This is a genomic window from Hymenobacter sp. BT188 (assembly GCF_014333585.1).
Lineage (GTDB): Bacteria > Bacteroidota > Bacteroidia > Cytophagales > Hymenobacteraceae > Hymenobacter.
This window is the reverse complement of sequence record NZ_JACSCW010000005.1, coordinates 311,425-334,555: the sequence shown is the minus strand read 5'-3', so window position 1 is coordinate 334,555 and position 23,131 is coordinate 311,425. Positions and strand designations below refer to the sequence as shown.

The following is a 23,131-nucleotide window of genomic DNA, read 5'->3' as shown; positions in this document are numbered from 1 at the left end:
TATATTATTTCTGTGTATTTACGCTTCCAGCATCTGCGTTTCGGGCAGGTTCATCAGATAATCGCCATAACCGCTTTTGCGCAAGGGCTCGGCAATTTTTCGCAGCTGATCAGCCGTAATAAAACCCTGACGGTAAGCGACTTCCTCAATGGATCCTACTTTCAAGCCCTGACGATGCTCAATTACCCGCACAAACTCGGAGGCCTGCATCAAGCTCTCAAACGTACCGGTATCCAGCCAAGCCGTGCCGCGACCCAGAATCCCTACTTTCAGCTTGCCACGACGCAGATACTCCTGATTTACGTCTGTGATTTCGTACTCGCCCCGAGGGCTGGGCTTGAGGTTACGAGCAATCTCAATTACTTCGTTATCATAGAAGTACAGGCCCGGCACCGCATAGTTGCTTTTTGGAGCTTTAGGCTTTTCCTCAATACTAAGAGCCTTTTTATCAGCATCAAACTCTACTACGCCGTAGCGCTCGGGGTCATTTACGTGGTAGGCATACACCACGCCACCGTCGGGGTTGCTGTTACTTTGCAACAATTGTTCTAGTCCTTCGCCGTAGAAAATGTTATCCCCCAAGACCAAGGCTACTTTATCATCACCGATAAAGTCGGCACCAATGACAAACGCCTGAGCCAAGCCGTTGGGCACTTCCTGAATGGCATATTGGAAGTTGCAACCCAAGCTCTTTCCATCCCCAAGCAAACGCTTAAATTGCTCCTGATCATGGGGCGTGGTAATGAGCAGGATATCCCGAATTCCGGCCATCATCAAAATAGACAGCGGATAATAAATCATGGGCTTGTCATACACCGGCATAAGCTGCTTGCTAACGGCCAGCGTGAGGGGATGCAGTCGGGTGCCGGATCCACCGGCGAGTATAATACCTTTCATTTGTTAGGAAGACGAACCGAGTATAAATAGAATGAGACACGAACGGCCTGCATGGCCGCCCAAAGTTTAGTTGCTCTCGCGAATGAAAGCCTGATTTGCTTTAAACCACGCCAGTGTTTGCTGTAAGCCTTCCCGAATGCGAATCTGAGGATCATAGCCGAGCAGGTTCTTTGCCTTAGAAATATCAGCCAGCGAGTCGCGAATATCACCGGGCCGATCGGGGCCATATTCGGGTGTGATGTCGGAGCCAGCTTCCTCCTTCAGGATGTTAAACAAGTCGTTGAGCGACGTGCGGTCTGCTACGGCAATGTTATACACCTCATTCAGCGCTGCCGGATTCGTGGTCAAAGCCGCTCTGATGTTGGCCTGCACACAGTTTTCGACGAAAGTAAAGTCGCGCGTCTGGCCACCATCTCCGTTCATACGGGGGGCTTTTCCTTGCAACACCGCGTCAATAAATAGCGGAATTACGGCCGCATAAGCACCATTAGGATCTTGGCGGGGGCCAAAAATGTTGAAGTAGCGCAAGCCGATAATAGGCATGCCATAGGTTTTACCAAATACATCAGCGTAAAGCTCATTGGCGTACTTAGTCACAGCATACGGCGACAGAGGCTTCCCGATACGGTCTTCCACCTTCGGCAGGTGAGGTGAATCGCCGTAGGTTGACGAAGAAGCCGCATATACAAAGCGCTGCACGTTAGCCTCTTTAGCAGCTACCAGCATATTCACGAAGCCTCCCACGTTCACATCATTACTAGTGATGGGGTCATTGATAGAACGTGGTACGGAGCCCAGCGCAGCCTGATGCAGCACCACATTTGCCCCCTGGCAAGCGTCGCGGCACACCTGTGGGTCGCGGATGTCGCCCTCGATAACTTCTAATGCCGGGTGCTCCTCAAACAGACGTATATTTTTGCGGAAGCCGTTGGAGTAATTATCCAGCACACGCACGCGCCCGGCGCCGTACTTAAGCAGGTATTCAACCAGGTTGGAGCCAATGAAGCCAGCACCACCCGTTACCAAAAAAGTCAAGTTATCGAGGGGCTGGTCGTGAAAAGGGGTTTCGTACACGTTATCGGGGAATGTGAAGGAAAGAGGAGCCACTACCTGCTAGGCATGAGTTGTGGCTCCTCATGCATTAATTACTGTACTGCTTAATATAGTATTCTTGGTAGGCACCGGTAGTCACTCGCTCTAGCCATTCGGTATTTGCTAGGTACCAATCTACCGTTTGGGCCAGGCCTTGCTCGAACGTAACAGAAGGCTTCCAGCCCAGTTCTTTCATGATTTTGCTGGAATCGATGGCGTAGCGTAGGTCGTGCCCGGCCCGGTCTTTCACGAAGGTGATCAGCTTGCGCGAAGTGCCAGGAGCCTGGCCGGTTTTCTCGTCCACTACATCACACAGCAGATGAATCAGCTCCAGGTTTTGCCACTCATTTACGCCCCCAATATTGTAGGTGTCACCCACTTTGCCTTTATGAAACACCGCATCGATGGCCGTAGCATGATCTTTCACAAAGAGCCAGTCGCGCACATTTTCGCCCTTACCATACACCGGTACCGGCTGCTGAGTGCGGATGCGGTGAATAGCCAACGGAATCAGCTTTTCCGGAAAATGATTGGGTCCGTAGTTATTAGAGCAGTTGCTCAGCTTCACCGGCAAACCATAAGTGTGATACCATGCCCGCACAAAGTGGTCGGAGCTTGCCTTGGAAGCCGAATAGGGAGAGCGAGGATCATACGCCGTGTCCTCCGTGAACATATCAGGACCCATTTCCAGGGAGCCGTATACTTCGTCGGTACTTACGTGGTAGAACGTTTTGCCCTCATACCCCAGCGGTTTCCATAGGTTTTTGGCCGCATTCAACAAGTGCACCGTCCCGAGCACATTAGTCTTTACGAAAGCCAACGGGTCAGTGATAGAGCGGTCCACATGCGACTCGGCAGCGAGATGGATTACTGCATCGGGTTCTTCGCGCGCAAACAGCTCATCAATGAATGGCTGATCGGCAATGTCGCCTTTTATAAAGCGGTAATTAGGCGCGTTCTCTATGTCGCGCAGGTTTTCAAGGTTGCCCGCGTAAGTCAGCGCATCCAGATTGATAATCTGGTACTCTGGGTATTTGGTTACAAACAGGCGCACTACGTGCGATCCAATAAACCCAGCACCGCCAGTGATAATAATTTTCATTTGCTTACAGTTGAACCTTTAAATGATTAAAAAGCCATTGTTCAGCTCTTTAACCCGCATTATCCGCCATCAATTTCTGCTGCCACTTCCAGGAGCTAGCCAGGCTTTCCTCTAAGGTAGTAGTGGTTTCAAACCCTAGCACCTGATTCGCCTTCGTTACATCGGCATAAATTGCCGGAACGTCGCCGGGGCGAGGAGGACCGATCACGTAATTGAGCTTCTGGCCAGTTGCCTTCTCAAATGTCTGCACTACTTCAAGTACGCTATTGCCGCGACCGGTGCCAACATTGAAGGTTTCAACTGGCTCGCTTTCACCCTTTAACAGACGTTCCACGGCCACCACGTGAGCCTTTGCCAAGTCTACCACGTGAATGTAGTCGCGGATGTTGGTGCCGTCGGGGGTGTCGTACGTATTGCCAAAAATGGTGAGCTTCTCCCGAATGCCAGCCGCCGTTTGGGTCACGAAAGGCACCAGATTGTTAGGTACGCCTAGCGGCAACTCACCAATCAGGGCCGAAGGATGAGCTCCGATAGGATTGAAATAGCGTAGTAAGATTGTACGCACGCTGCTATTCGGCGCGGCCACTACGTCACGCAGTATGTCTTCACATATCTTCTTCGTGTTGCCGTAGGGCGAGGTAGCCGGCTTGGTGGGCGTCTCCTCCGTAACGGGCAGATGGTCGGGAATGCCGTACACGGTGCAAGAAGAAGAAAATACTACGTTAGGCACCTCAAACTCCTGCATTACTTTCAGGAGCGTGAGTAAGGAGTCGATATTGTTGTGATAGTAAGCCAGTGGCTTCTGCACCGACTCGCCGACCGCTTTGTAGGCGGCAAAGTGGATGGCACCGCGCACGTCTTTTTCGTGTGCAAAAACCTTCCGCAGCGCTATTTCATCAGCGCAGTCGATAGCATAGCACGCAATGCTCGTACCCAGAATCTCTTTTAGTCCGTGCATCACAGACTCGGAAGAGTTACTGAAGTTATCGACAATAACGGGCTGATATCCAGCTTCATACAGCTCTACCACTGCGTGCGAGCCAATATAACCTGCACCGCCTGTTACTAATATTTTCGTCCTTTCCATATCTAGTTTGTTTCCTTACAAGCTCCAGTAATGCATATCCTGCATCTTGCTGCGGTACAGTCCCTTAATATCAACTAGTACGGCGTTTTCGGCCGTGATTGACTTAAAATATGCTTCGTTCTTTTCGAGGTAAGGCTTATGGCTGACGGCTACAATAACGGCATCATAGTCAGTTCTTGTCTCATCGGCGGATGTGAGACGGAAGCCATACTCATGGTGTAGCTCGTCAGAGTCCGCGTGGGGATCCACGATGTCCACGTTAACAGAGAAGTTTTTCAATTCCTGAATCACGTCGGCCACCTTAGAGTTACGAATATCTTCTACGTTTTCCTTAAAGGTAGCACCCATCACTAGTACCCGACTTCTGGCTACGTCCTTACCCTGCTTAATCATCATCTGCACCGTTTTGCGGGCGATGTAAGCGCCCATATTGTCGTTGGTGCTGCGACCCGAAAGGATAACCTTGGCATCGAAGCCTAGCTCTTTCGCTTTGTACGTTAGGTAGTAAGGGTCGACACCAATGCAGTGACCGCCTACCAAGCCGGGCGAGAATTTGAGGAAATTCCATTTGGTGCCCGCAGCCTCCAACACCTCGTAGGTATTGATGTTCATGCGGTCAAAAATCAACGACAACTCATTCATCAGCGCAATGTTGACATCGCGCTGGGTGTTCTCGATAATCTTGGCGGCCTCGGCCACTTTAATGCTGCTAGCCCGATGCACACCAGCCTTCACCACCAACTCATAGAGTTTGGCAATGATGTCCAGCGACTCATCATCGCAGCCGGCCACCACTTTTATAATGCTGGTCAGTGTGTGCTCTTTATCACCGGGATTGATACGCTCGGGTGAGTAGCCCACCTTGAAATCCTGAGGGAACGACAGGCCCGACAGCTTCTCCATCACTGGGATACAGTCTTCCTCGGTGCAACCGGGATATACGGTGCTTTCAAACACTACGTAATCACCCTTTTTGAGCACTTTGCCTACGCTGGTTGAGGCACCCAGAAGGGGCTTTAAATCAGGCATGGCGTGCTCGTCGATGGGCGTGGGCACGGCCACGATGTAGAAATTGGCCTCACGCAATACCTCCAAAGAGTCGGTGAACGTGATGTCGCAGCCCTCGAAGTCTTTGGCCTCCAACTCGCCGCTGGGGTCTATGCCATTTCGCATCAAGTCGACGCGGGCGGCGTTTATATCGAAGCCGATAACGCTGAGTTTGCGGGCAAACTCAAGGGCGATAGGCAAGCCCACATACCCAAGACCGATAACGGCTAGCTTGGCTTTTTTCTGAAGTAATTGCTCGTACACAGGGAGAGAAAATTCTGAGTTTTGACTTATGGATTTTGGATCGAAATAACAGGTAGCACCTGATTATCAACGGTTAATTCATACTGCATGCCGCTTTCGGGGCAAGTTGCTTGCCGGCTGGCATCAAAAGCAAGGCGATGCCCCGCGCGGCTTATCCAGCCTTGATGCCGGGCCGGATTACCATACACCAAGGAGTAAGGAGCCACGTCGTGGGTTACTACGGAACCGGCGCCTACAAAGGCGTATTCCCCCAACCGAACTCCGCATATAATAGTAGAATTGGCCCCCACGCTTACTCCGCGCTCCAGCACGGTGGGTTGATATTCGTGGCGGCGCGGCACGGCGCTACGCGGGTTGCGCACATTGGTAAATACGACGGAAGGGCCGAGAAAAACATCATCGGCGCACTCTACGCCCGTGTAGAGGCTCACGTTGTTTTGCACTTTCACGTTGCTCCCCAGGCGGACGCCGTCGGCTATCATTACGTTCTGCCCGATGCTGCAGTTTTCGCCCAGCTCGCAGCCCGCCATCAGGTGGGAGAAGTGCCAGATGCGACACCCGGCGCCAATGCGGCAGCCGTCGTCGAGCACAGCGGTGGGGTGGGCAAAATAGGCAACCGTATCAGTCACGAAAGCAGATAACTAGCTCGGCAGGCCGCCGATTTTGAGCCCGCAAAGGTAGGACTTTTTAAGTTTTAGAAATTTCGGGAATACAACTTTGAGAAGTTCGGATTCTGTGAGCCTGCGGGCACCTACTCGCCAATTATCCCGGTCACCATGCGGTCTTTGCCGAATATATCCTGCTGAATTTGCCCCCCAGCGTACCCCAGCTCAGCGAGTAGGTTGAGTACGGCCGTTGCGTATTGCTCGTTTATTTCGAAGTATAATTTGCCCCCCGGCCGCAATAATTCCTGCCCCAGCTCAGCGATGCGCCGATAGAAAAGCAGTGGGTCATTATCCGGCACAAATAGCGCAGTGGCCGGCTCGTATTCCAATACGTTGGGTCGCATTCGTGCCCGCTCACTTTCCAGCACGTAGGGCGGATTACTCACTAGTACTGCCAAGCTGCGGGGGGCAATTCCGGCCGGCACATCCCGCAGAATATCGACTTGCTGAAGCTCTACGCTTGGTGCATAGCGGGCTGCGTTGCGCCGCGCTACGGCCAGCGCCTCCACCGAAATATCTACTCCTATCACCCGCGCCGTGGGCAACGCTTGGCTCAGGGCAACTGGAATACAGCCCGAACCGGTTCCAATGTCCAGAATAGTAAGCTGGGGGGCTTTTTTTTGCTCTTTAATAATGAGCGCCACTAGCTCCTCCGTTTCGGGCCGGGGGATGAGGGTGGCCGGCGTCACTTCCAGCTCCAGTCCCGCAAAGTGAGCAGTGCCTAGTACATATTGTAGGGGCTCGTGGCGCAGGAGTCGGGCTTGAGCAGCTTCTATGAGTTGCTCCTTCTCTATTGGTAACAACTCAACGGCTTGCATGCGGCGCGTTAAAGGAGTCAGTTCTAGATAATGCTCAATCACCTGCCCCGCAATGGCAGCGGCTTCAGGCTCAGGATAAATGCCCCCCAAAGCGGTGGTGAGGCGGCGCGTTAGCTCCAAGATGGTCATACGAGGCGAGGTTTGTACCTTCGGCCATAAAGCTACGTTGCTCCCACCCCGTATGCGTGATTTTGATGAATTGATAATGCGCCGCGCCCTCGACTTGGCCCGACTAGGTCTAGGCTATGCGCGACCGAACCCAGTCGTTGGCTGTGTGGTTACTCACCAAGGCCATATCATTGGCGAAGGCTGGCACGAGCGCTACGGCGGTCCGCACGCCGAGGTAAACGCTCTAGCTGCCGTTGCTGATAAAAGTCTGCTGCCCAAAAGCCGCGTGTACGTTACACTGGAGCCGTGTGCCCACTTCGGCAAAACGCCGCCTTGCGCCGACTTATTGATTGAAAGCGGCGTACGCGATGTCGTTATCTGCAATCTGGATCCTAACCCGCTGGTAGCCGGCCGCGGCATCGACAAGCTGCGCGCGGCTGGTGTGCACGTGGAGACAGGCGTGCTGGAGGCGGATGGTCGGTGGCTAAATAAGCGTTTCTTCACTTTTCAGGAGAAGAAACGGCCCTACGTGGTCTTGAAATGGGCCGAAACGGCCGATGGATTATTGGCCGGACGGTTTTATCAGCCCATTCAAATAAGTGGCGCGCTGGCCCGCGTGGCGGTGCATCAGTGGCGCGCCGAGGAGCAGGCTATATTGGTAGGTACCCGTACGGCGCTGCACGACAACCCAAATCTGAACGTGCGCGACTGGCCCGGCCAAAATCCCGTGCGCGTGGCTATCGACAAAAACCTCAGTTTGCCCCCCAGCCATCATCTGCTCGATGGCAAGCAGCCTACCTTGGTTTACACGTACCGCGAGCGGGCTGCCCGGCCCAACATCGAATACATCAAGCTGCCCGAAGCAGAAGACTTATTTCCTTGTATTCTGGCCAACCTCTTTGAACGTCAGATACAATCGGTGCTGGTGGAGGGTGGCCCTACTGTGCTGACTTCTCTGTTAAAGGATGGCCTTTGGGATGAAGCCCGGATACTGCGCAGCCCTAAAAATCTCGGCGCGGGCATCGCGGCACCCCAATTGGGTATCAGGCATTTGCACGAGCAGGTAACTCTGGGCGACGATATGCTGTTTATCTATCACCACTACCGCACGTAAGCAGCAACAGCTTGCTTCGCCGTAGCTCGACTTTGTTTTACATCTCACGATCACAAAAGCCGCAGCTTACCCTGCTTTTCTCATGGCTGAAGAACTCATTCTCGACCTTACGCTCACTAAAGCCGAAAAATACCGTCAGCTCCTGCCCCAGATTGAAGCCCTAACCACAGGCGAGCCCGACCTGATTGCCAACTTGGCTAACACGATGGGCGCTTTAAAGCAAACCTTCGGCTTTTTTTGGGTGGGCGCTTACTTAGTAAAAGGTGATGAGCTAGTACTCGGACCCTTTCAGGGGCCTATTGCCTGCACCCGTATCCGGCACGGCAAGGGCGTATGCGGCGCCAGTTGGGCTCAGGCCCAGACCCTCCTCGTGCCCGACGTGGAGCAGTTCCCCGGTCATATTGCCTGCAGTAGCGAGTCGAAGTCAGAAATCGTGGTGCCGGTACTGAAAGATGGGCAGGTGGTTATGGTGTTAGACGTAGACAGCGACCAGCTCAACGACTTTGACCACGATGATCAGCAGGCTTTAGAGCAACTCGCCCAACTGATGGCAAGTTGGTTTTAAAGGTGATACTACTATGCGCAAAGTGGTTCTGTACATTGCCGCGAGCCTCGACGGCTACATCGCCTCGCCTGATGGCTCAGTTGATTGGCTACCGCCTCTCCTACCGGGCGAGGACTATGGCTACACTGAATTCCTTTCGACGATAGACACCACTTTGCAGGGCCGCACTACCTATGAACAGGTGCTCACCTTTGGTGAATGGTCGTATCCTGAGCTTATCAATTACGTTTTTACCAGCAACCCTCCCACTGAAGCGGTGCATCCGTCCGTTAGGTTTGTAACGACAGATACAGTCGAGTTTGTCAAGCAATTGCGGCAAGAAGAAGGTGGCACAATCTGGCTTATTGGAGGCGGTAAACTTGTGGCACCTTTACTGGCCGCAGGGCAGGTTGATGAGTTGATGCTGTTTGTGGTTCCGAGGCTACTAGGTAACGGTATTCCGCTGTGGCAGGAGCCAAAACACTCGCAACCGCTCAAACTGTTGCGTAGCCATACTTGGCCCGATGGTATGGCGTTGTTACATTATCAGCTAACTAACATTGAATAAAAAAGCCCTCAGACTAAGTCTGGGGGCTTTTTTAGATAAAACAGATTGTATGTGCGGGTTAGAAAAGACTTGGAGTTTCCGTTTTTAGCTGGGCAATAACTGTTTCACCGCCCTTCACTTTATCTCCAAGCTGCACTTTCAGTATTGTATCCAAAGGCACATAAATATCGACGCGGGAGCCGAACTTGATGAAGCCGAACTCTTCGCCCTGGCTTACTTCGTCGCCTTCGCTCACGTACCACACAATGCGGCGGGCCATGGCGCCGGCAATCTGCCGGAAAAGGACCATTGGTCCGGCTTCCGACTGCACCACGACGGTAGTCCGCTCGTTTTTGGTGCTACTCTTAGGGTGCCAGGCTACCAAGTAGTTGCCGGGGTGATACTTGAAATAGCGCACGACACCCGAGATGGGGTTGCGGGTGATGTGCACATTGATAGGCGACATGAAGATGCTAATCTGCTTGCGCATATCGTCGAAGTACTCAGGCTCGTGTACGTCTTCAATCACGACAACTTTTCCATCGGCGGGAGCGATGAGCAGATCCTCGTGAGTAAGCAGATTGCGGTAAGGGCTGCGGAAAAACTGTAACAGCAGCAAAAACGCTACGGCCGACGCCCCTACAAATATGAAGTTGAAGGTTTCGTTGCGACTATTAAACCGGAACAGCAACAAATTAACGGCCAGCAGAGCCAGTAGCGTAAAGAATAGTATACGTCGTCCTTCTTTGTGAATCTTCATAAATCGCAGATTAGCTGCGCTGACCTAAGGATGAACCCAACCAGCAAAATGCGCAGCTACAGGGTTTCAACTAATCAAACAGATAAGAAAACTGATTTCGTTGCCGAGTTTAGTCACGAATGTACAAAAGCCTGACAAAGATAGCCCGGACCATTGGCCCGGGCTATCAATTAGACAGTTTTACAACTACTCTGTTTGCATACGCACAATTCAGCTATGTGGTCTAATAACCAGTAAAACTGACTTTAGCGCAACACACGGAAGGCTTAGTAGCCGCCGCGGAATTTATACGTCTGGGCTACTTTATCGATAGCTACGATGTAGGCCGCAATGCGCATAGGCACTTTGTATTTCTGGCTGGTGGCATACACTTTCTCGAAGGCGTCGTTCATGATGCGCGCTGCGCGCTCAATCACCATACCTTCGCTCCACTTGTAGCCCAGGCGGTTCTGTACCCACTCGAAGTAGGACACAGTAACGCCGCCGGAGTTGGCCAAAATGTCGGGCACTACCATAATGCCCTTGCGGTTGATAATATCGTCGGCGCTGGCGGAAGTAGGGCCGTTGGCACCTTCCACAATCAGCTTCGCCTGAATTCGCTCAGCGTTGTGCTCAGTAATCACGTCCTCTACGGCCGCTGGAACCAGTACGTCTACAGCGCTGGTCAGCAATTCGTCGGGGTCCATGGGAGTAGCGCCAGTGTAGCCTTCTAAGCGGCCGTTATGCGCGTTTTTGTAGGCAATAGCTTCGTCGATGTTGATGCCTTCTTCGTTCCAGTAAGCGCCGCTGATATCCGATACACCTTTAATTTTCACGCCTTTCTCGCAGAGCAGCTTTGCCGCCCACGAGCCTACGTTGCCGAAACCCTGCACCGCTGCCGATGACTTAGTGGGGTCCATGCCAAGCTTTTTCATAGCAGCAATGGCGGATACCATTACGCCCCGACCCGTAGCTTCTACCCGGCCCAAAGAGCCCCCCATTACCAAGGGCTTGCCCGTCACGACGGCAGGCGACGTTGCGCCTGTGGTCTTAGAGAATTCGTCCATGAGCCAAGCCATTTCGCGGGGACCAGTACCCATGTCAGGCGCTGGGATGTCGCGGTCAGGACCAAAAACGTCTTTCAGAGCCAGCGTGTAGCCACGGGTCATGCGCTCAATTTCGCCGGCACTCATCTTTGTTGGGTCACAGATAATGCCGCCCTTGGCGCCGCCATAGGGAATATCAACTACGGCACACTTCCAGGTCATCCAGGCAGCCAGCGCTTTTACCTCGTCGAGGTGCACATGCATATCGTAGCGGATACCGCCTTTCGACGGGCCCAGAATTGTGTTGTGCACTACGCGGTAGCCTTCAAACACCCGAATCTGACCATTGTCCATGGTCACGGGAATGTTGACGATTACCTGCTTGTCAGGTGCTTTTAAAACATTGTAGGTTGATTCGTCTAAACCCAGAATCTCCGCCGCGATATTAAAGCGCGACATCATTGATTCAAGTGGATTTTCGCGGTCCACGATTGGGGCCGGCTCTTTGTACACCGTGGTGACAGCCATAGAGGAGGATTGATTGAAAAAGGGTGGGAATTATAATTAGAGGCGCATTAAGGCCGGGTGGAGCCGTAAATGCGCCCTAGGTTTGGGGTGGTCAAAGGTACTAGGTTTGTGCATACGCTGAATAAACCGCCTTGGTACTTCACTATGCAATAATTGCCCCAATCCAGACGCTGTGACCTGTTTAAAGAGCGGAAACAGGTTTAAGCTCCACAGGTGAGAGCCACGGAGGCCAGCGAATATATATTTGAAGATCAACGGCATAACAATTGAGCTCAGGCAGTAATCTTCGCAGACCAATAAGTGCGCTGCTAATGCAGGCTTATTCCACCAATAGCTGCAGCAGCACCAACACCGGCAGCACCAGCAGCAACGCATCAAACCGATCAAGCAAGCCGCCGTGACCGGGCAGAATGCGGCCGGAGTCTTTCACACCTACGCTACGCTTGAGCATCGACTCGGCCAGGTCGCCGAGCACCCCAAATACGGCGACAACTGCTGCGGCTACCAGGCGGTGTGAAAGTGGCATATCGGGCAACAAATAGCCTAAAGCCCAGCCCATAACTAGTGTGAGCAACGCGCCACCAATCCAGCCCTCCCAGGTTTTGCCGGGCGAGATGTTGGGGGCCAATTTGTGCTTGCCCATGGTTTTGCCAGCAGCGTAAGCACCAATATCGGCGGTCCAGACAAGGAAGAGCAGGGCCAGAATCCGGCGGAAGTCGTAGCCGGTTTCAGTAAAAGCCAGCACGCTGAGCAAACTCATCGGAATGCTCACGTAAAACAGGCCTAAGAGATTGACCCCAATGTTTCCGAATGGATTCTTGGAGCGTGGCCACAGAATCATTTCCCGCAAAATCAGCAAGACCGGGATGAGAACTAAGCTACTGAGCAGGGCCCGCTGAATTAGAAAGCCGAACGAGTAAAAAGCCACTGAGCTACCCGGCGCGGCATCCGCGTTGTAGATCTGAATGGCTGAATTGCCCTCCGTATTGTAATGTCCGGCTCCTGCAATTAGGTGTACGCCCATAAAAAGCAGCACGCTCACACCTACTCCCATAGCCGCTACCGGCGCGTAGCCGGTCTTGCGCATCATGCGGTAAAATTCGAGCAACATCTTGGCCTGTACCAAGGCAAAAAACACCGCGAAGCTCCACGCGCTGTACCAGATGCAGCCGAACAGCAGCACCGCGCCCAGAGCCCCGAAAATAACGCGCTGCGTGAGGTTGGACATCGGCTTCTTGCCCGACGGCTGATCGGTCAGAGTGGATTCGGCTGGGGCGGGCGTGGGGGGCAAAATAGCGAGGTTAAGGGAAGGTAAACGTTAGGAAGCCGACTTGTCGTCATCGACCTCAATACCCCGACCGCTAAGCGTGTGGCGCTCATGTGGGACTGGCGCATTGGCGGTGCGCACGGCTACCCCGGCGCTGCCAATAGTATGGGCTTCAGTAGGTTCGGCAGTGGGGGCCATTTTTTGGGACAGATAATACAGAATGCTAGCGGTGAGCAAGGCCGAAATCAATACAAGCGGCCACGGAAGGCTTTCGGTTGAGTCGGGATTGAAGGCGTCGGTGGTCAAGGCGCGCTTCTGCACTAAGTATAGCAGCAAAAGCTGAAACGCATTCTGGGTGAAGTGAGCCGCCATAGGCACCAGAATATTGCCACTCCATGCATAGAGGTAGCCAAAAATTACGCCCAGGGCCAGACGCGGGATAAAACCAAAAAACTGAAAGTGGATGGCGCTAAAAATGGCGGCTGCCAACCAGATACCGGCGTGGTAGCTGCCCGTCCACTGCACCAAGTTGCGCTGTACCACTCCGCGAAATACCAACTCCTCACTAATGGCCGGCACAATAGCAATGACGAGCAAAGCTACCAGAAGACGCGTAACGGAATTGAACTGTGTCAGCGACTTGGTCATGGCTTCCGCTTGATTCTCCATCTGCCGAGCCCACGTTTCAAAGCCCTGCATGAAAGGCGGGAAATGCATCTTGGCATTCCATTCGACCAGGCTCGACATGGCGGGCAGGCTGACGATGACAAGAACCCCAGCCAGCAGCAGCCATTCGTTGTGCGTGGGCCGCCGGGGGGCAAAATACTCGGCCCAGCGGTAACCCTGCATCCAAGCCAGCGCTAACGCCGAACCGGCAAACCCAATGAACAGCGTCAGGCCCTGACTAAGCATGAGCAGTGACCAGCCATTGGGGTGTGAGTCGGGGCGGCGCGTGACGTTACCCATTTCCAGCAAGCCGATATCGTAGATGCTGCTGGCCAGAATAGCAATGAAAAATGTTGCCACGCACAAGCCGCCTACCATCAGGCCAACGAGCAAGAGCAGGGTCAGCAATGGGTGCAAGCGGCTGGACACGAAACCTTTCATAGCAGACAGGTGGTTACGGGAAACTTGGAAGTGTCGTAAATTTGCGCAAATTCCTCTAACTGCCTACTTGTGGTACACATCCGCGACCTAGCTCTGCCCGATTTCCCGTTGCTTTTAGCTCCTATGGAGGACGTATCCGACCCGCCGTTTCGGGCCGTGTGCAAAGCCAACGGGGCTGATTTGATGTACACCGAATTTATTTCCTCGGAAGGCCTGATTCGGGACGCAGCCAAAAGCAAGAAAAAGCTCGACGTGTTTGACTACGAGCGGCCTATCGGCATTCAGCTGTTTGGCTCCGACGTGGCAACTATGGGTGAGTGCGCCGCCATCAGCACCGCCGCCAGCCCCGATTTGATTGATATCAACTACGGCTGCCCCGTAAAGCAGGTGGCCTGCCGCGGCGCCGGCGCGGCTCTGCTGCGCGACATTCCGAAAATGGTCGAAATGACGTCGGCAGTCGTCCGCAATACGCACTTGCCCGTGACGGTGAAAACGCGCCTAGGCTGGGACGACGACACCAAAAATGTGGAGGAAGTAGCTGAGCGCCTACAGGATATTGGCATTGAGGCGCTTACTATTCACGGCCGCACCCGTGCTCAGCTCTATAAGGGCGAGGCCGATTGGACCCTGATTCACCGGATCAAAAACAACCCGCGCATCCACATTCCCATCTTCGGCAACGGCGACATCGACTCGCCCGAAAAAGCAGCGCTGTACAAGGACCGCTATGGGGTGGATGGAATTATGATAGGTCGGGCCAGCATTGGATATCCCTGGATTTTCCGCGAAGTGAAACACTATCTGGCCACGGGCGAAAAGCTGGCGCCGCCTACTATTGAGGAGCGCGTAGCCATGTGCCGCATGCATTTTGAGAAGAGCATTGAGTGGAAAGGCCCCCGCGTAGGTGTGTTTGAGATGCGCCGGCACTATGCCCAATACTTCCGCGGCCTGGAAGGAGCCAAGCAGTGGCGCACCCGCTTAGTCGATGCCGAACAGCCCGAAATCATTCTGGAAATCCTGGAAGAAATAGCCACCGCCGAGCCCGTGATGGTGGGATAAGGCCCAAGTCAGGCATTTGCCCCCCAGACTAGTTCTGGCTAACCTAGTGATAGGCCCATCTGCCGAAACTGAGCCGCTGAGTCGCGGGCACCCCAGCGCCGCTGCACTTTGCCGTCTCGGACCACGAAGTGTTCCATCGCGACAATCTCATACGTCTTGCCTGTAATAGCGCTTCCACGAAACGAACCTACCGATTGTCCACGCTCTGTATAACGCACTGCCACTTCATCGCCCTCAGTTAGTATAGACTCTACCTCTAGCTGAATGTTGAAGGCGTTATGCAACTCCTGCCAGACTGGTATTACTTGCTCCATACTACCCCAGCCGAGCACCCCATACACTAGCGCATCAGGGGCAAAAACAGTGCGTAAGGCTAGCATATCACCTTGGTTAAAGGCTTTCACATAAGCCTGTACAACTACTTTATTAGCTTCTGTCGGCTCCATGGTATCGTTTAAAACATAAGTCGTAAAGCAGCAGTCTGGCACAAGAATCCTCACAGCTACAAGTCTACAGAACGGCTTGATAATTAACCAATCAACTATTGATTTTACGTGTCTGGCGCTGAACATCCAGTTGGTGCCACTCACCAGCACCCTCCTAATACCTCATCCGATCTTTGTAGCCATTATGCCTACTGCTCCTCCCGTTGCTCCTACTATTGCTGCTCCAGTTGCTTCTATCGCCCCTGTCCAACGCATTCCGGCCTCGGCTTGGGTGTTGCTCGTTGTGCTGGCCTGCATCTGGGGCACGTCGTTTATTCTGATGAAAAAGGGGCTGGAGGTTTTTTCGGCCTTGGAACTGGGGGCGGCGCGAGTGAGCATTGCCGCGCTGGTGCTCTTGCCGTTTGGGCTGCGCCATGTGCGGCGCGTAGAGCGTGGCCGCTTCAAGTATTTGCTGCTGAGCGGCGTGGTAGGCACATTTATTCCGGCGTTCTTATTTGCTTACGCCGAAACTAAGCTGGCCTCGGGGCTGGCCGGCGTGCTTAATGCCCTGACGGTAGTGTTTACGCTGCTTGTGGGCGCGCTATTTTTCCGGCAGCGTATTACGCCGCTGCGGACGTTAGGCATCGGGCTCGGCTTTGTGGGTACGGTGGTGCTGATGGGCTTGGGCGGCAGCGGAGGCTCGGCCACTCCTACTGGTCTGGGCAATGCTTGGTACGGCCTCTACATCGTGCTAGCTACAATGGGCTACGGCGTTAGCGTGAACGTCATCAAGCACCACTTGCATAGTATTCCGTCGCTGGCGGTCACTAGTCTGCTCCTTATGCTTATCGGCGGGCCGGCTCTGATTTTCCTTTTCGGCTTCACTGATTTTCTCACGAAGCTTTCCACTGTGCCCGGCGCTTGGTCGGCCCTGGGTTACATTGCGTTGCTGGCCTTTATGAGCACAGCCGTAGCGATGGTGCTGTTCAACAAGCTGATTCAGGAGTCTACGGCGCTTTTTGCCAGTTCCAATACTTATCTGGTGCCTATTGTGGCGCTGGGCTGGGGTGTATTGGATGGCGAAACCATCAATATGCTGCACTGCTTGGGTATGATTATCATTCTAGGGGGCGTTTTTATGGTGAACAGAGCCAAGTAAATCACGCCCTATGGTTTTGCAGGCTTACCTCATTATCCACTACCAGCCATAGCGCCACACCAACAGTCCCAGCACGGTGAAGGCGGCAAGCGCTAAGCTCCAGGGCCAGTTCGCCTTTATTAGTCGCCACCATCTAGTTGGCTTGCGTCTCCTTTTTCGCACTGCTTTCAGCATGTTTAAACGTACGCACAAAAAATGAGCTGCGGATTCTCGGCATTTAGCCTGCTTATTCTGGCACCTTAATGCTAAGTAGTGCCTGGCTTTAGCGTCTAAAAAGCCCCCCACAACTCGAATTGGACCCAGCGGTGGGTGCGTCCGCCCCGAAACTCCGGCGATACCCACGTAGCCGACGGCTCGAAGCGTAGCCCACCGTAGGCGAGCACCACTCCGCCGCTTCCCTGCACTACCCCACGCTTCAGCTCGCTTGCACGCAGCGTATAAGGACTTTGCCGATTGAGTATTCCGCCCTGCATTGTAGCATTATAGCCCACCACTCGTCCTTCCAGGCGGCCCTGGGCATAAAGCTGAAATTTTTGCCCCCCAGCTCGGTTGCCCGCCGATGTTATCCCTAAGTTGCTGAAATACGGGTTCATTTTGCCCGCCCGCATTAGAACGCCCGTGGCGGCCAGCGTGTGCAACGTGCCCACCGAAGCCCGCGCTGTACCAATCAGTTCTGCAAATTTATCCCCCGCAGCTATTTGCTTCTCAGCAGCCACTTGGTAGCCCAGCACCAAGTCGTTTCGCACCTGATAATCCCAGCCCCGCGGGGTGGGCGCATCCAGTAATTCATGCACTTTGGTTTGAAAGCCTTTGGCCCCGGCGGCTGGCCCGATAAAGCCGAGGTCGAGACTAGCGGTAAGCCGCTGCCGGTATTGAGGCTGATTAGCAATACGATAAGGCGAAGCGTAGATATAAGAAGCATACGGCCGGTCGCCCAACCGAATAAAGGCGTCCTGAATTCGCAATGGCGTAAAGCCATCATACAATAGCTTCACGCCATGATAGTGCACGGCAGCCATTTTGCCCCCCAGAAGTATTTTATTTATCGGCGACTTAGCCAGAACGGGCAGCACCACATTCAGGCTCATGCCTTGGGTAAAATAATAATCGGTGCGAAAAAAGGCATCGTTGGCGAAGGAATAGACGATGATATGGTCAGGGCTGACGACACTGCTGTCGGGGGGCATTTTTTGAGCCAGCCCTATTTCAGTGAGAGCAAATGTCAGCAGTAAAGTACTCAGCCAGTAGCGCATAGTGCGTTATGTACGCAGCCTATCGCCAGTTCAGTTTTTCTCTTGTGTATGCGAGAGTGAGGCTATAGGATGAGCGTTCGTACACCTCTTAGGCGACCTTCTTCAGCCCTAGCTTACTATGCTTGTAGCCGTAGCCAAAATACACGCCGAGGCCCATTACCAGCCAAGCAAAAAACAGCAGCCAGTTGCTCACACCCAACTGCGTCATCAGGTACAGATTGGTAAGCAGGCCCAGCACCGGCAGCAACGACAGTCGATTACGGAAGGAAGCAATGCTCAGGTACACGCAGAAACCCAGGAACACCAACATCGGGATATAGTGGCGGAAGCCTTCGTAGCCACTATCGCCACGTACGGCCCGACCAAACTCAGCTACTTGCTCGCCGTTGTAAGTAAGCAGCAAAATGCCCCCCACAAGCACCACGAGTGGCACTAGGAACTTGCCATTGAGGTAAGGCACCTTGAAGCGGGCTTCGGAAGTGCCGTGCGGGTCAATCAGCAGAATGCCACCACATACCAGCGCAAAGGCGAATAAGGTACCGATGCTGGTCAGGTCAATTACTAGGTCCATGTTGAGCAGCAAAGCCGGAATACCCACGAATAGGCCCGTGACGATGGTGCTGAAAGAAGGCGTGCGGAAGCGGGGGTGTACGCGGGCAAATACGGGAGGTAAAAGTCCGTCGCGCGACATCGACATCCAGATGCGAGGCTGGCCAATCTGGAACACGAGCAGCACTGAAGCCATGGCAAAAATGGCGCTTACCGCCACCAAGCCAGCCAGCTTAGGCAGGCCCACTTTGGTGAAAACAAAAGCCAGCGGGTCACCTACGCCCAGCTCTTTATACGACACCATACCGGTGAGTACCAGCGTGATAATTACATAAAGAATGGTGCAGATGATCAGGGCATAGATCATGGCGCGGGGCAAATCGCGCTGCGGGTTCTTACATTCTTCAGCAGTGGTACTAATAGCATCAAAGCCGATGTAGGCGAAGAATACAGCAGATACGCCTTTGAGCACGCCGCTCACACCGTTAGGCGCGAAAGGGGTCCAGTTGCCAGTATTGACGTAGAAAACGCCCACGATAATTACTATGGCCACTACTATGAGCTTGAGCAGCACCAGAAGATTAGAAGCGTTTTTTGACTCTTTGATACCGACATACACAAGGCAGGTAATGAGGAAAGTGATGCCGAAAGCAGGCAAATCAATGACTAGGCGCAGGGAATCGGTGATTTGCGGCGCGGCAATCCAGGTTTGATAGCCAGCCATATCAGCCGGTGAGGCTTCGGTGAGTGGCCGCCCGGCCAGCATCAACTCCAGCACATTGTGGTAGCCTTGGTAGGCGCTCTGAAAACCCATACTTAGGTAAGCAGGCACCTCTAGGCCAATGCCTTGCATAAGTCCGGTAAAGTAATCGGACCAGGAAATAGCCACCACGATATTGCCCACCGCGTATTCCATAATCAGGGCCCAGCCAATAATCCAGGCCGTTAGTTCTCCAAACGAGGCGTAGGCATACGTATAAGCCGAGCCGCTAATGGGAATGGTGGCGGCAAACTGCGCGTAGCACAGCGCCGAAAACGCGCAGGCAATAGCAGTGAACACGAACAGCAGCGACACGGCCGGACCACCGTCGTGGCTGGCATTGCCGATGGTGCTGAAAATACCGGCCCCAATGACGGCGGCAATGCCTAGCGCCGTGAGGTCGCGGACGGTAAGGTTGCGTTCCAAGGCGCCTTCCTCGGTGCTGCCGGGGTGGACGGCAGTATCGACGGGCGGGTTTTGCAGGATGGTGGAAATGTCTTTACGACGGAAGAGGGAGGAGAAAGAACTCATTCGGAAGGTGAGAAGCGGAGGTTTGGGGGGCAAAAGATAAAGAATATTGCGGCGGGGCTGCATAACCCGACAGCAGCTTATTGCATCTGTGCCAAGCACTGGATTTAGAAGCAGGCAACTGGGCACTGGGTCTTGACTCAACTTTCAGCTCAAAAGTTTTGGCTAATCCATATGGAATCGGGGGTGAGGCGGCATCAACTGGGAAACTTGTAACTGCTAGCTGCCATGGCGTACCGCTCTACCATCTCCATTCCAAAGCCCTGTCACGAAAACTGGGACCAGATGACAACTGCCGCCCAAGGACGGCATTGCGCCGCCTGCGACAAAGTAGTGGTGGATTTTACGCGCATGACCGACACCGAAGTAGTGCTGTGGCTCCAACAAGAGCAGTCGGGCCGAACCTGCGGACGATTTGCAACGTTGCAACTGAATCGACCGCTACTGACGCCGACCGCGCCTTTATCCCGGTGGCCCCTATGTGGTTAGCGGCCACAGCAGCCGTGGCTGGGTTGCAGGCGGTAGTAGTACCCGAGGCTCAGGCTCAGCGTATTACCCCTACGGAACAGCACATAATCACGATGGAAATGGTGGCAGTGCCGCGCCGCATGGAGCCACTTGCCCTAAATTTGCCCCCCCACGGTAGTGCGTGGCTCCGTTACAGAAATAATACTGGGAAGAGTCTGCCGAGCGTACATATACTGCTCAAGAATACCACTATCAGAACTTCGACAAGTAGTGACGGTTCGTTTGAGCTGAAGATTCCTATCTCGGCTGATGAACAAACGTTAATCTTTTCATCGATCGGTTATGTCATTGAAGAAAGACGTTTGAGTGACATACAACAGGAAGAAGTTATGATAACTCTAAGCCTAGATACAGACACAACAGGTGAATTTATAATACCCGACTACCCTTCTCATAAGCCTTGGCCCTGGCGCCTACGAGCCGGATGGAGGTACTTAACGCAACCTTTTCAACGCCATTAACTCAAGCATTACCAAACCTTTTGCCCCCCAAAGGCATTATTCCGGGGTATGAGAAATATCCTGCTGCTCTCCCTATCATTATTCTTTGCTACTGCCTGCACGCTTAAGCCAACCAACAAACATGACGTTTTCACCGAAATCGCCCAACTACCACAGGAGGAAGCGCCGCATTTGCGTAACTCTCTGGAGTGGTGGTACTTCACAGGCCATCTGAAAGACAAAGTGACTGGTGAATCCTACGGCGTGGAGTACGTGTTCTTCCACTTCAACCCCACGGGCAAGCAGGATTACCAGATGGTGAACTTTGCCCTCACCGATCCGCAAACCAAGCAGTTTCGCTACGACTATAAAGTGGAGCGGCTGCCCAAGCTGCTGCCCGCTACGCTCCCGCTTAGCCTATCGATGAAGAAGAAGGATGAGCGCTGGACGCTAAGCGGTCAGGAAGGCAGCTACCATCTGCAAGCACGCATGGCTTCCCATCCGGGCTTAGCCGTGAATCTAACTACGATGCCGGCCAAGGCCATTTTGCTGCACGGCGGCACAGGCTATGAAAAATACGGCCCAGTAGCCCAGGCTGGCTATTATAGTTACCCGCGCCTTGCGGCCACTGGTACCATAGAAGTTGATGGGAAGCTCCGCGAGGTAGAAGGCGAGCTGTGGTACGACCGCCAATGGAACTGCAATTCCGTGACCACGAAAGACCTCGGCTGGGATTGGTTTTCTGTGCAGCTTGATGAGCCACGGGAAGAAATTATGGCCTACCAGCTTTTCAATAAAGCTACCGGTCAAACTGTAAGCGGCGGCTCGCATTTTGGCCCTCAGGCCGAAAACATGCACTTGGCCGCCGATGATTTTCAGCTGGAAACGATTGACTACTGGACCAGCCCGGCTACAAAGCTGCGCTACCCCAGCAAGTGGCGCCTGCGGGTGCCCAAACAAGGCTATGATCTTACCATTGAGCCGGTTATGCTCGACCAAGAACTAACGCTCAAGCTGCTGCCCGGTATTAAGATGAGCTACTGGGAAGGCATGTGCCGCGTGACGGGCACTCATAACGGAAAGCCGGTCAGCGGCAATAGCTACGTGGAAATCACCAACCGTAAAGAGGTGAAGCTGCCCCGCTCGAAGCCAATTGAAACTCCGGCCGCCACCAGCATCGCCCGTTAGCCACTGGCTACTAAGTCTTTATTCGCCATTCAGGATTATCCGAAAGGTGGTGCCTTTGCCTAGCTCTGACCATTTTACGAACAGTCGGCCCTGGTGGTAATTCTCGATGATACGCTTGGCCAACGCTAAGCCCAGGCCCCAGCCGCGCTTTTTGGTAGTGTAGCCGGGCAGGAAAACGCGGTCAATTTTGCTCTTGGAAATGCCCTTGCCGGTGTCGGTGATGTCGATGGCAATCTGGGACTTATTACGGGCGGGTCGGCGCAGATGAATAGTAATACTGCCGCGGCCATCCATGGCATCAATAGCATTTTTGCAGATATTCTCGATCACCCAGTCGAACAGCGGAATGTTGAGCTTAGCCGGTGTATGCGTAGGCAGGCTGGTTTCAATTTTAAACACCACTTTTTTCGATACCCGGCTTTGCAGATAAGCAATGGCGTTCTGTGTTACCTGCAGGATATTTTCATCCTTAAGCACGGGCACCGAACCGATATTGGAGAAGCGCTCCGTGATGATTTCCAGACGGCGTACGTCCTTGCCTAGCTCCTCCACAATGGGCTCATCCCGAAACCGCTCCGACTCCTTTAGGTATGTGTGCCAGGCCATAAGGCTGCTCAGGGGCGTGCCTAGCTGGTGAGCGGTTTCTTTGGCCAAACCTACCCATACTCGGTTCTGCTCGGCCCTGCGCGAGTAGCTGAAGGCGAAATAAGCGATAACACCCAAGCAGGCAATAATGGCCAGCTGAACCAACGGATAGTAGCGCAACTGCGTGAGCAGCACGGAGTCTTGATAATAAATATAATTGCGCAGCCCCGCCGCGTACTCCACCACAATGGGCGGGTGCTGGGCCTTCATCTTCTCGATTCGCTCGCGCAGAAACCGAATAGTGGCCTCATCCGACATGCCCTTAGGCAAGTCAATATTTTTGGTGCCCTGAATATTTCCCTGATCATCGGTGAAGATGATGGGAATGGTGGTGTTGGCATCAATGATCTGCTCCTGCACAAATACCAAATTGGTTTCCTCCTCTGTGCTGATAATATAGCGCTGGGCCTTGGCGTACAGGTCTATCTGCTGCTGCTCCCGCTCGGATAGGCGACCTACCAGAATATTGGTGTAGATAACGGTAGCGGCGGCAATGAGCAAAGCGCCAGCCAGCACCACAAGCTTAATACGGGACTTCTGATCGTAAATCGGTAGCAAAGGCAGAAAAGCTGTAAGGCACAAATGCCCCCCACGGGAGGCTCAAAGAACTATAAACGCACGGGCA

The 23,131-nt window shown here is 53.5% G+C and carries 23 protein-coding genes; 8 read left to right on the top strand and 15 right to left on the bottom strand.

Features of this window, described 5'->3' with window-relative positions:
• Positions 1 to 18 precede the first annotated feature (18 nt).
• The 7 genes from rfbA to prmC form a co-directional block, all read right to left on the bottom strand.
• Positions 19 to 897 carry a glucose-1-phosphate thymidylyltransferase RfbA gene (gene rfbA, locus H8B13_RS16265; protein ID WP_187311860.1) on the bottom strand — a complete coding sequence of 293 codons (879 nt, stop codon included), beginning with the start codon at positions 895 to 897 and terminating at the stop codon, positions 19 to 21.
• Positions 898 to 963: 66 nt separating this feature from the next.
• Positions 964 to 1,971, bottom strand: coding sequence for an SDR family oxidoreductase (locus tag H8B13_RS16260; protein ID WP_187311986.1), 1,008 nt, complete (start codon positions 1,969 to 1,971; stop codon positions 964 to 966).
• 67 nt (positions 1,972 to 2,038) lie between these two features.
• A complete protein-coding gene (rfbB, locus tag H8B13_RS16255) occupies positions 2,039 to 3,091 on the bottom strand; it encodes a dTDP-glucose 4,6-dehydratase (RefSeq protein WP_187311859.1) in 1,053 nt (350 codons plus the stop codon).
• 49 nt (positions 3,092 to 3,140) lie between these two features.
• The gene (galE, locus tag H8B13_RS16250; RefSeq protein ID WP_187311858.1) at positions 3,141 to 4,178 is read right to left on the bottom strand and encodes a UDP-glucose 4-epimerase GalE; all 1,038 of its coding nucleotides are present in this window, start codon (positions 4,176 to 4,178) and stop codon (positions 3,141 to 3,143) included.
• Between the two features lie 15 nt (positions 4,179 to 4,193).
• Positions 4,194 to 5,489 carry a nucleotide sugar dehydrogenase gene (locus H8B13_RS16245; protein WP_187311857.1) on the bottom strand — a complete coding sequence of 432 codons (1,296 nt, stop codon included), beginning with the start codon at positions 5,487 to 5,489 and terminating at the stop codon, positions 4,194 to 4,196.
• A 26-nt stretch (positions 5,490 to 5,515) separates the two neighbouring features.
• Positions 5,516 to 6,118, bottom strand: a complete 603-nt coding sequence (locus H8B13_RS16240; protein ID WP_187311856.1) for an acyltransferase — start codon at positions 6,116 to 6,118, stop codon at positions 5,516 to 5,518.
• 122 nt (positions 6,119 to 6,240) lie between these two features.
• Complete coding sequence (gene prmC / locus H8B13_RS16235; RefSeq protein WP_187311855.1) at positions 6,241 to 7,101, bottom strand: peptide chain release factor N(5)-glutamine methyltransferase; 861 nt, start codon at positions 7,099 to 7,101, stop codon at positions 6,241 to 6,243.
• Between the two features lie 52 nt (positions 7,102 to 7,153).
• Here prmC and ribD point away from each other — a divergent pair, with 52 nt between their 5' ends.
• From ribD to H8B13_RS16220, 3 genes are all read left to right on the top strand, one after another.
• A complete protein-coding gene (ribD, locus tag H8B13_RS16230; RefSeq protein WP_187311854.1) occupies positions 7,154 to 8,194 on the top strand; it encodes a bifunctional diaminohydroxyphosphoribosylaminopyrimidine deaminase/5-amino-6-(5-phosphoribosylamino)uracil reductase RibD in 1,041 nt (346 codons plus the stop codon).
• 82 nt (positions 8,195 to 8,276) lie between these two features.
• Positions 8,277 to 8,759 (top strand): GAF domain-containing protein, encoded by a 483-nt coding sequence (locus H8B13_RS16225; RefSeq protein ID WP_187311853.1) that lies wholly within the window; start codon positions 8,277 to 8,279, stop codon positions 8,757 to 8,759.
• 13 nt (positions 8,760 to 8,772) lie between these two features.
• Entirely contained in the window at positions 8,773 to 9,306 is a 534-nt protein-coding gene (locus H8B13_RS16220; RefSeq protein ID WP_187311852.1) for a dihydrofolate reductase family protein, read from the top strand.
• Positions 9,307 to 9,364: 58 nt separating this feature from the next.
• On the opposite strand, the gene H8B13_RS16215 is transcribed toward H8B13_RS16220, so the two are convergent.
• From H8B13_RS16215 to H8B13_RS16200, 4 genes are all read right to left on the bottom strand, one after another.
• Positions 9,365 to 10,045 (bottom strand): phosphatidylserine decarboxylase family protein, encoded by a 681-nt coding sequence (locus H8B13_RS16215; protein ID WP_187311851.1) that lies wholly within the window; start codon positions 10,043 to 10,045, stop codon positions 9,365 to 9,367.
• A 266-nt stretch (positions 10,046 to 10,311) separates the two neighbouring features.
• Complete coding sequence (locus tag H8B13_RS16210) at positions 10,312 to 11,598, bottom strand: Glu/Leu/Phe/Val family dehydrogenase (protein WP_187311850.1); 1,287 nt, start codon at positions 11,596 to 11,598, stop codon at positions 10,312 to 10,314.
• A 319-nt stretch (positions 11,599 to 11,917) separates the two neighbouring features.
• Positions 11,918 to 12,889 carry a phosphatidate cytidylyltransferase gene (locus H8B13_RS16205; protein ID WP_187311849.1) on the bottom strand — a complete coding sequence of 324 codons (972 nt, stop codon included), beginning with the start codon at positions 12,887 to 12,889 and terminating at the stop codon, positions 11,918 to 11,920.
• Between the two features lie 27 nt (positions 12,890 to 12,916).
• A complete protein-coding gene (locus H8B13_RS16200; RefSeq protein WP_187311848.1) occupies positions 12,917 to 13,972 on the bottom strand; it encodes a CPBP family intramembrane glutamic endopeptidase in 1,056 nt (351 codons plus the stop codon).
• A 69-nt stretch (positions 13,973 to 14,041) separates the two neighbouring features.
• On the opposite strand from H8B13_RS16200, the gene dusB reads away from it, so the two are divergent.
• Positions 14,042 to 15,031, top strand: coding sequence for a tRNA dihydrouridine synthase DusB (dusB, locus tag H8B13_RS16195; protein WP_187311847.1), 990 nt, complete (start codon positions 14,042 to 14,044; stop codon positions 15,029 to 15,031).
• Positions 15,032 to 15,069: 38 nt separating this feature from the next.
• On the opposite strand, the gene H8B13_RS16190 is transcribed toward dusB, so the two are convergent.
• A complete protein-coding gene (locus H8B13_RS16190) occupies positions 15,070 to 15,477 on the bottom strand; it encodes an ester cyclase (protein ID WP_187311846.1) in 408 nt (135 codons plus the stop codon).
• Positions 15,478 to 15,553: 76 nt separating this feature from the next.
• Here H8B13_RS16190 and H8B13_RS16185 point away from each other — a divergent pair, with 76 nt between their 5' ends.
• On the top strand, positions 15,554 to 16,615 hold the full coding sequence (locus tag H8B13_RS16185) for a DMT family transporter (RefSeq protein ID WP_261990414.1): 1,062 nt from the start codon (positions 15,554 to 15,556) through the stop codon (positions 16,613 to 16,615).
• 269 nt (positions 16,616 to 16,884) lie between these two features.
• Here H8B13_RS16185 and H8B13_RS16180 read toward each other — a convergent pair whose 3' ends face one another.
• Together H8B13_RS16180 and H8B13_RS16175 are read right to left on the bottom strand one after the other, a co-directional pair.
• Positions 16,885 to 17,868, bottom strand: coding sequence for a lipid A deacylase LpxR family protein (locus tag H8B13_RS16180; RefSeq protein WP_187311845.1), 984 nt, complete (start codon positions 17,866 to 17,868; stop codon positions 16,885 to 16,887).
• Positions 17,869 to 17,956: 88 nt separating this feature from the next.
• Positions 17,957 to 19,708: an amino acid permease gene (locus H8B13_RS16175; protein WP_187311844.1), complete on the bottom strand. Its 1,752-nt coding sequence runs from the start codon at positions 19,706 to 19,708 to the stop codon at positions 17,957 to 17,959.
• Between the two features lie 225 nt (positions 19,709 to 19,933).
• On the opposite strand from H8B13_RS16175, the gene H8B13_RS16170 reads away from it, so the two are divergent.
• The 3 genes from H8B13_RS16170 to H8B13_RS16160 are packed head-to-tail and all read left to right on the top strand — an operon-like array spanning position 19,934 to position 21,861.
• Positions 19,934 to 20,194: a hypothetical protein gene (locus tag H8B13_RS16170; protein WP_187311843.1), complete on the top strand. Its 261-nt coding sequence runs from the start codon at positions 19,934 to 19,936 to the stop codon at positions 20,192 to 20,194.
• Entirely contained in the window at positions 20,185 to 20,694 is a 510-nt protein-coding gene (locus H8B13_RS21705; RefSeq protein WP_187311842.1) for a carboxypeptidase-like regulatory domain-containing protein, read from the top strand. Before H8B13_RS16170 ends, H8B13_RS21705 begins: the two co-directional genes overlap by 10 nt.
• A 48-nt stretch (positions 20,695 to 20,742) precedes the next feature.
• The gene (locus H8B13_RS16160) at positions 20,743 to 21,861 is read left to right on the top strand and encodes a lipocalin family protein (protein ID WP_187311841.1); all 1,119 of its coding nucleotides are present in this window, start codon (positions 20,743 to 20,745) and stop codon (positions 21,859 to 21,861) included.
• A gap of 18 nt (positions 21,862 to 21,879) precedes the next feature.
• Here H8B13_RS16160 and H8B13_RS16155 read toward each other — a convergent pair whose 3' ends face one another.
• Entirely contained in the window at positions 21,880 to 23,064 is a 1,185-nt protein-coding gene (locus tag H8B13_RS16155; protein WP_187311840.1) for a sensor histidine kinase, read from the bottom strand.
• Positions 23,065 to 23,131: the final 67 nt, after the last annotated feature.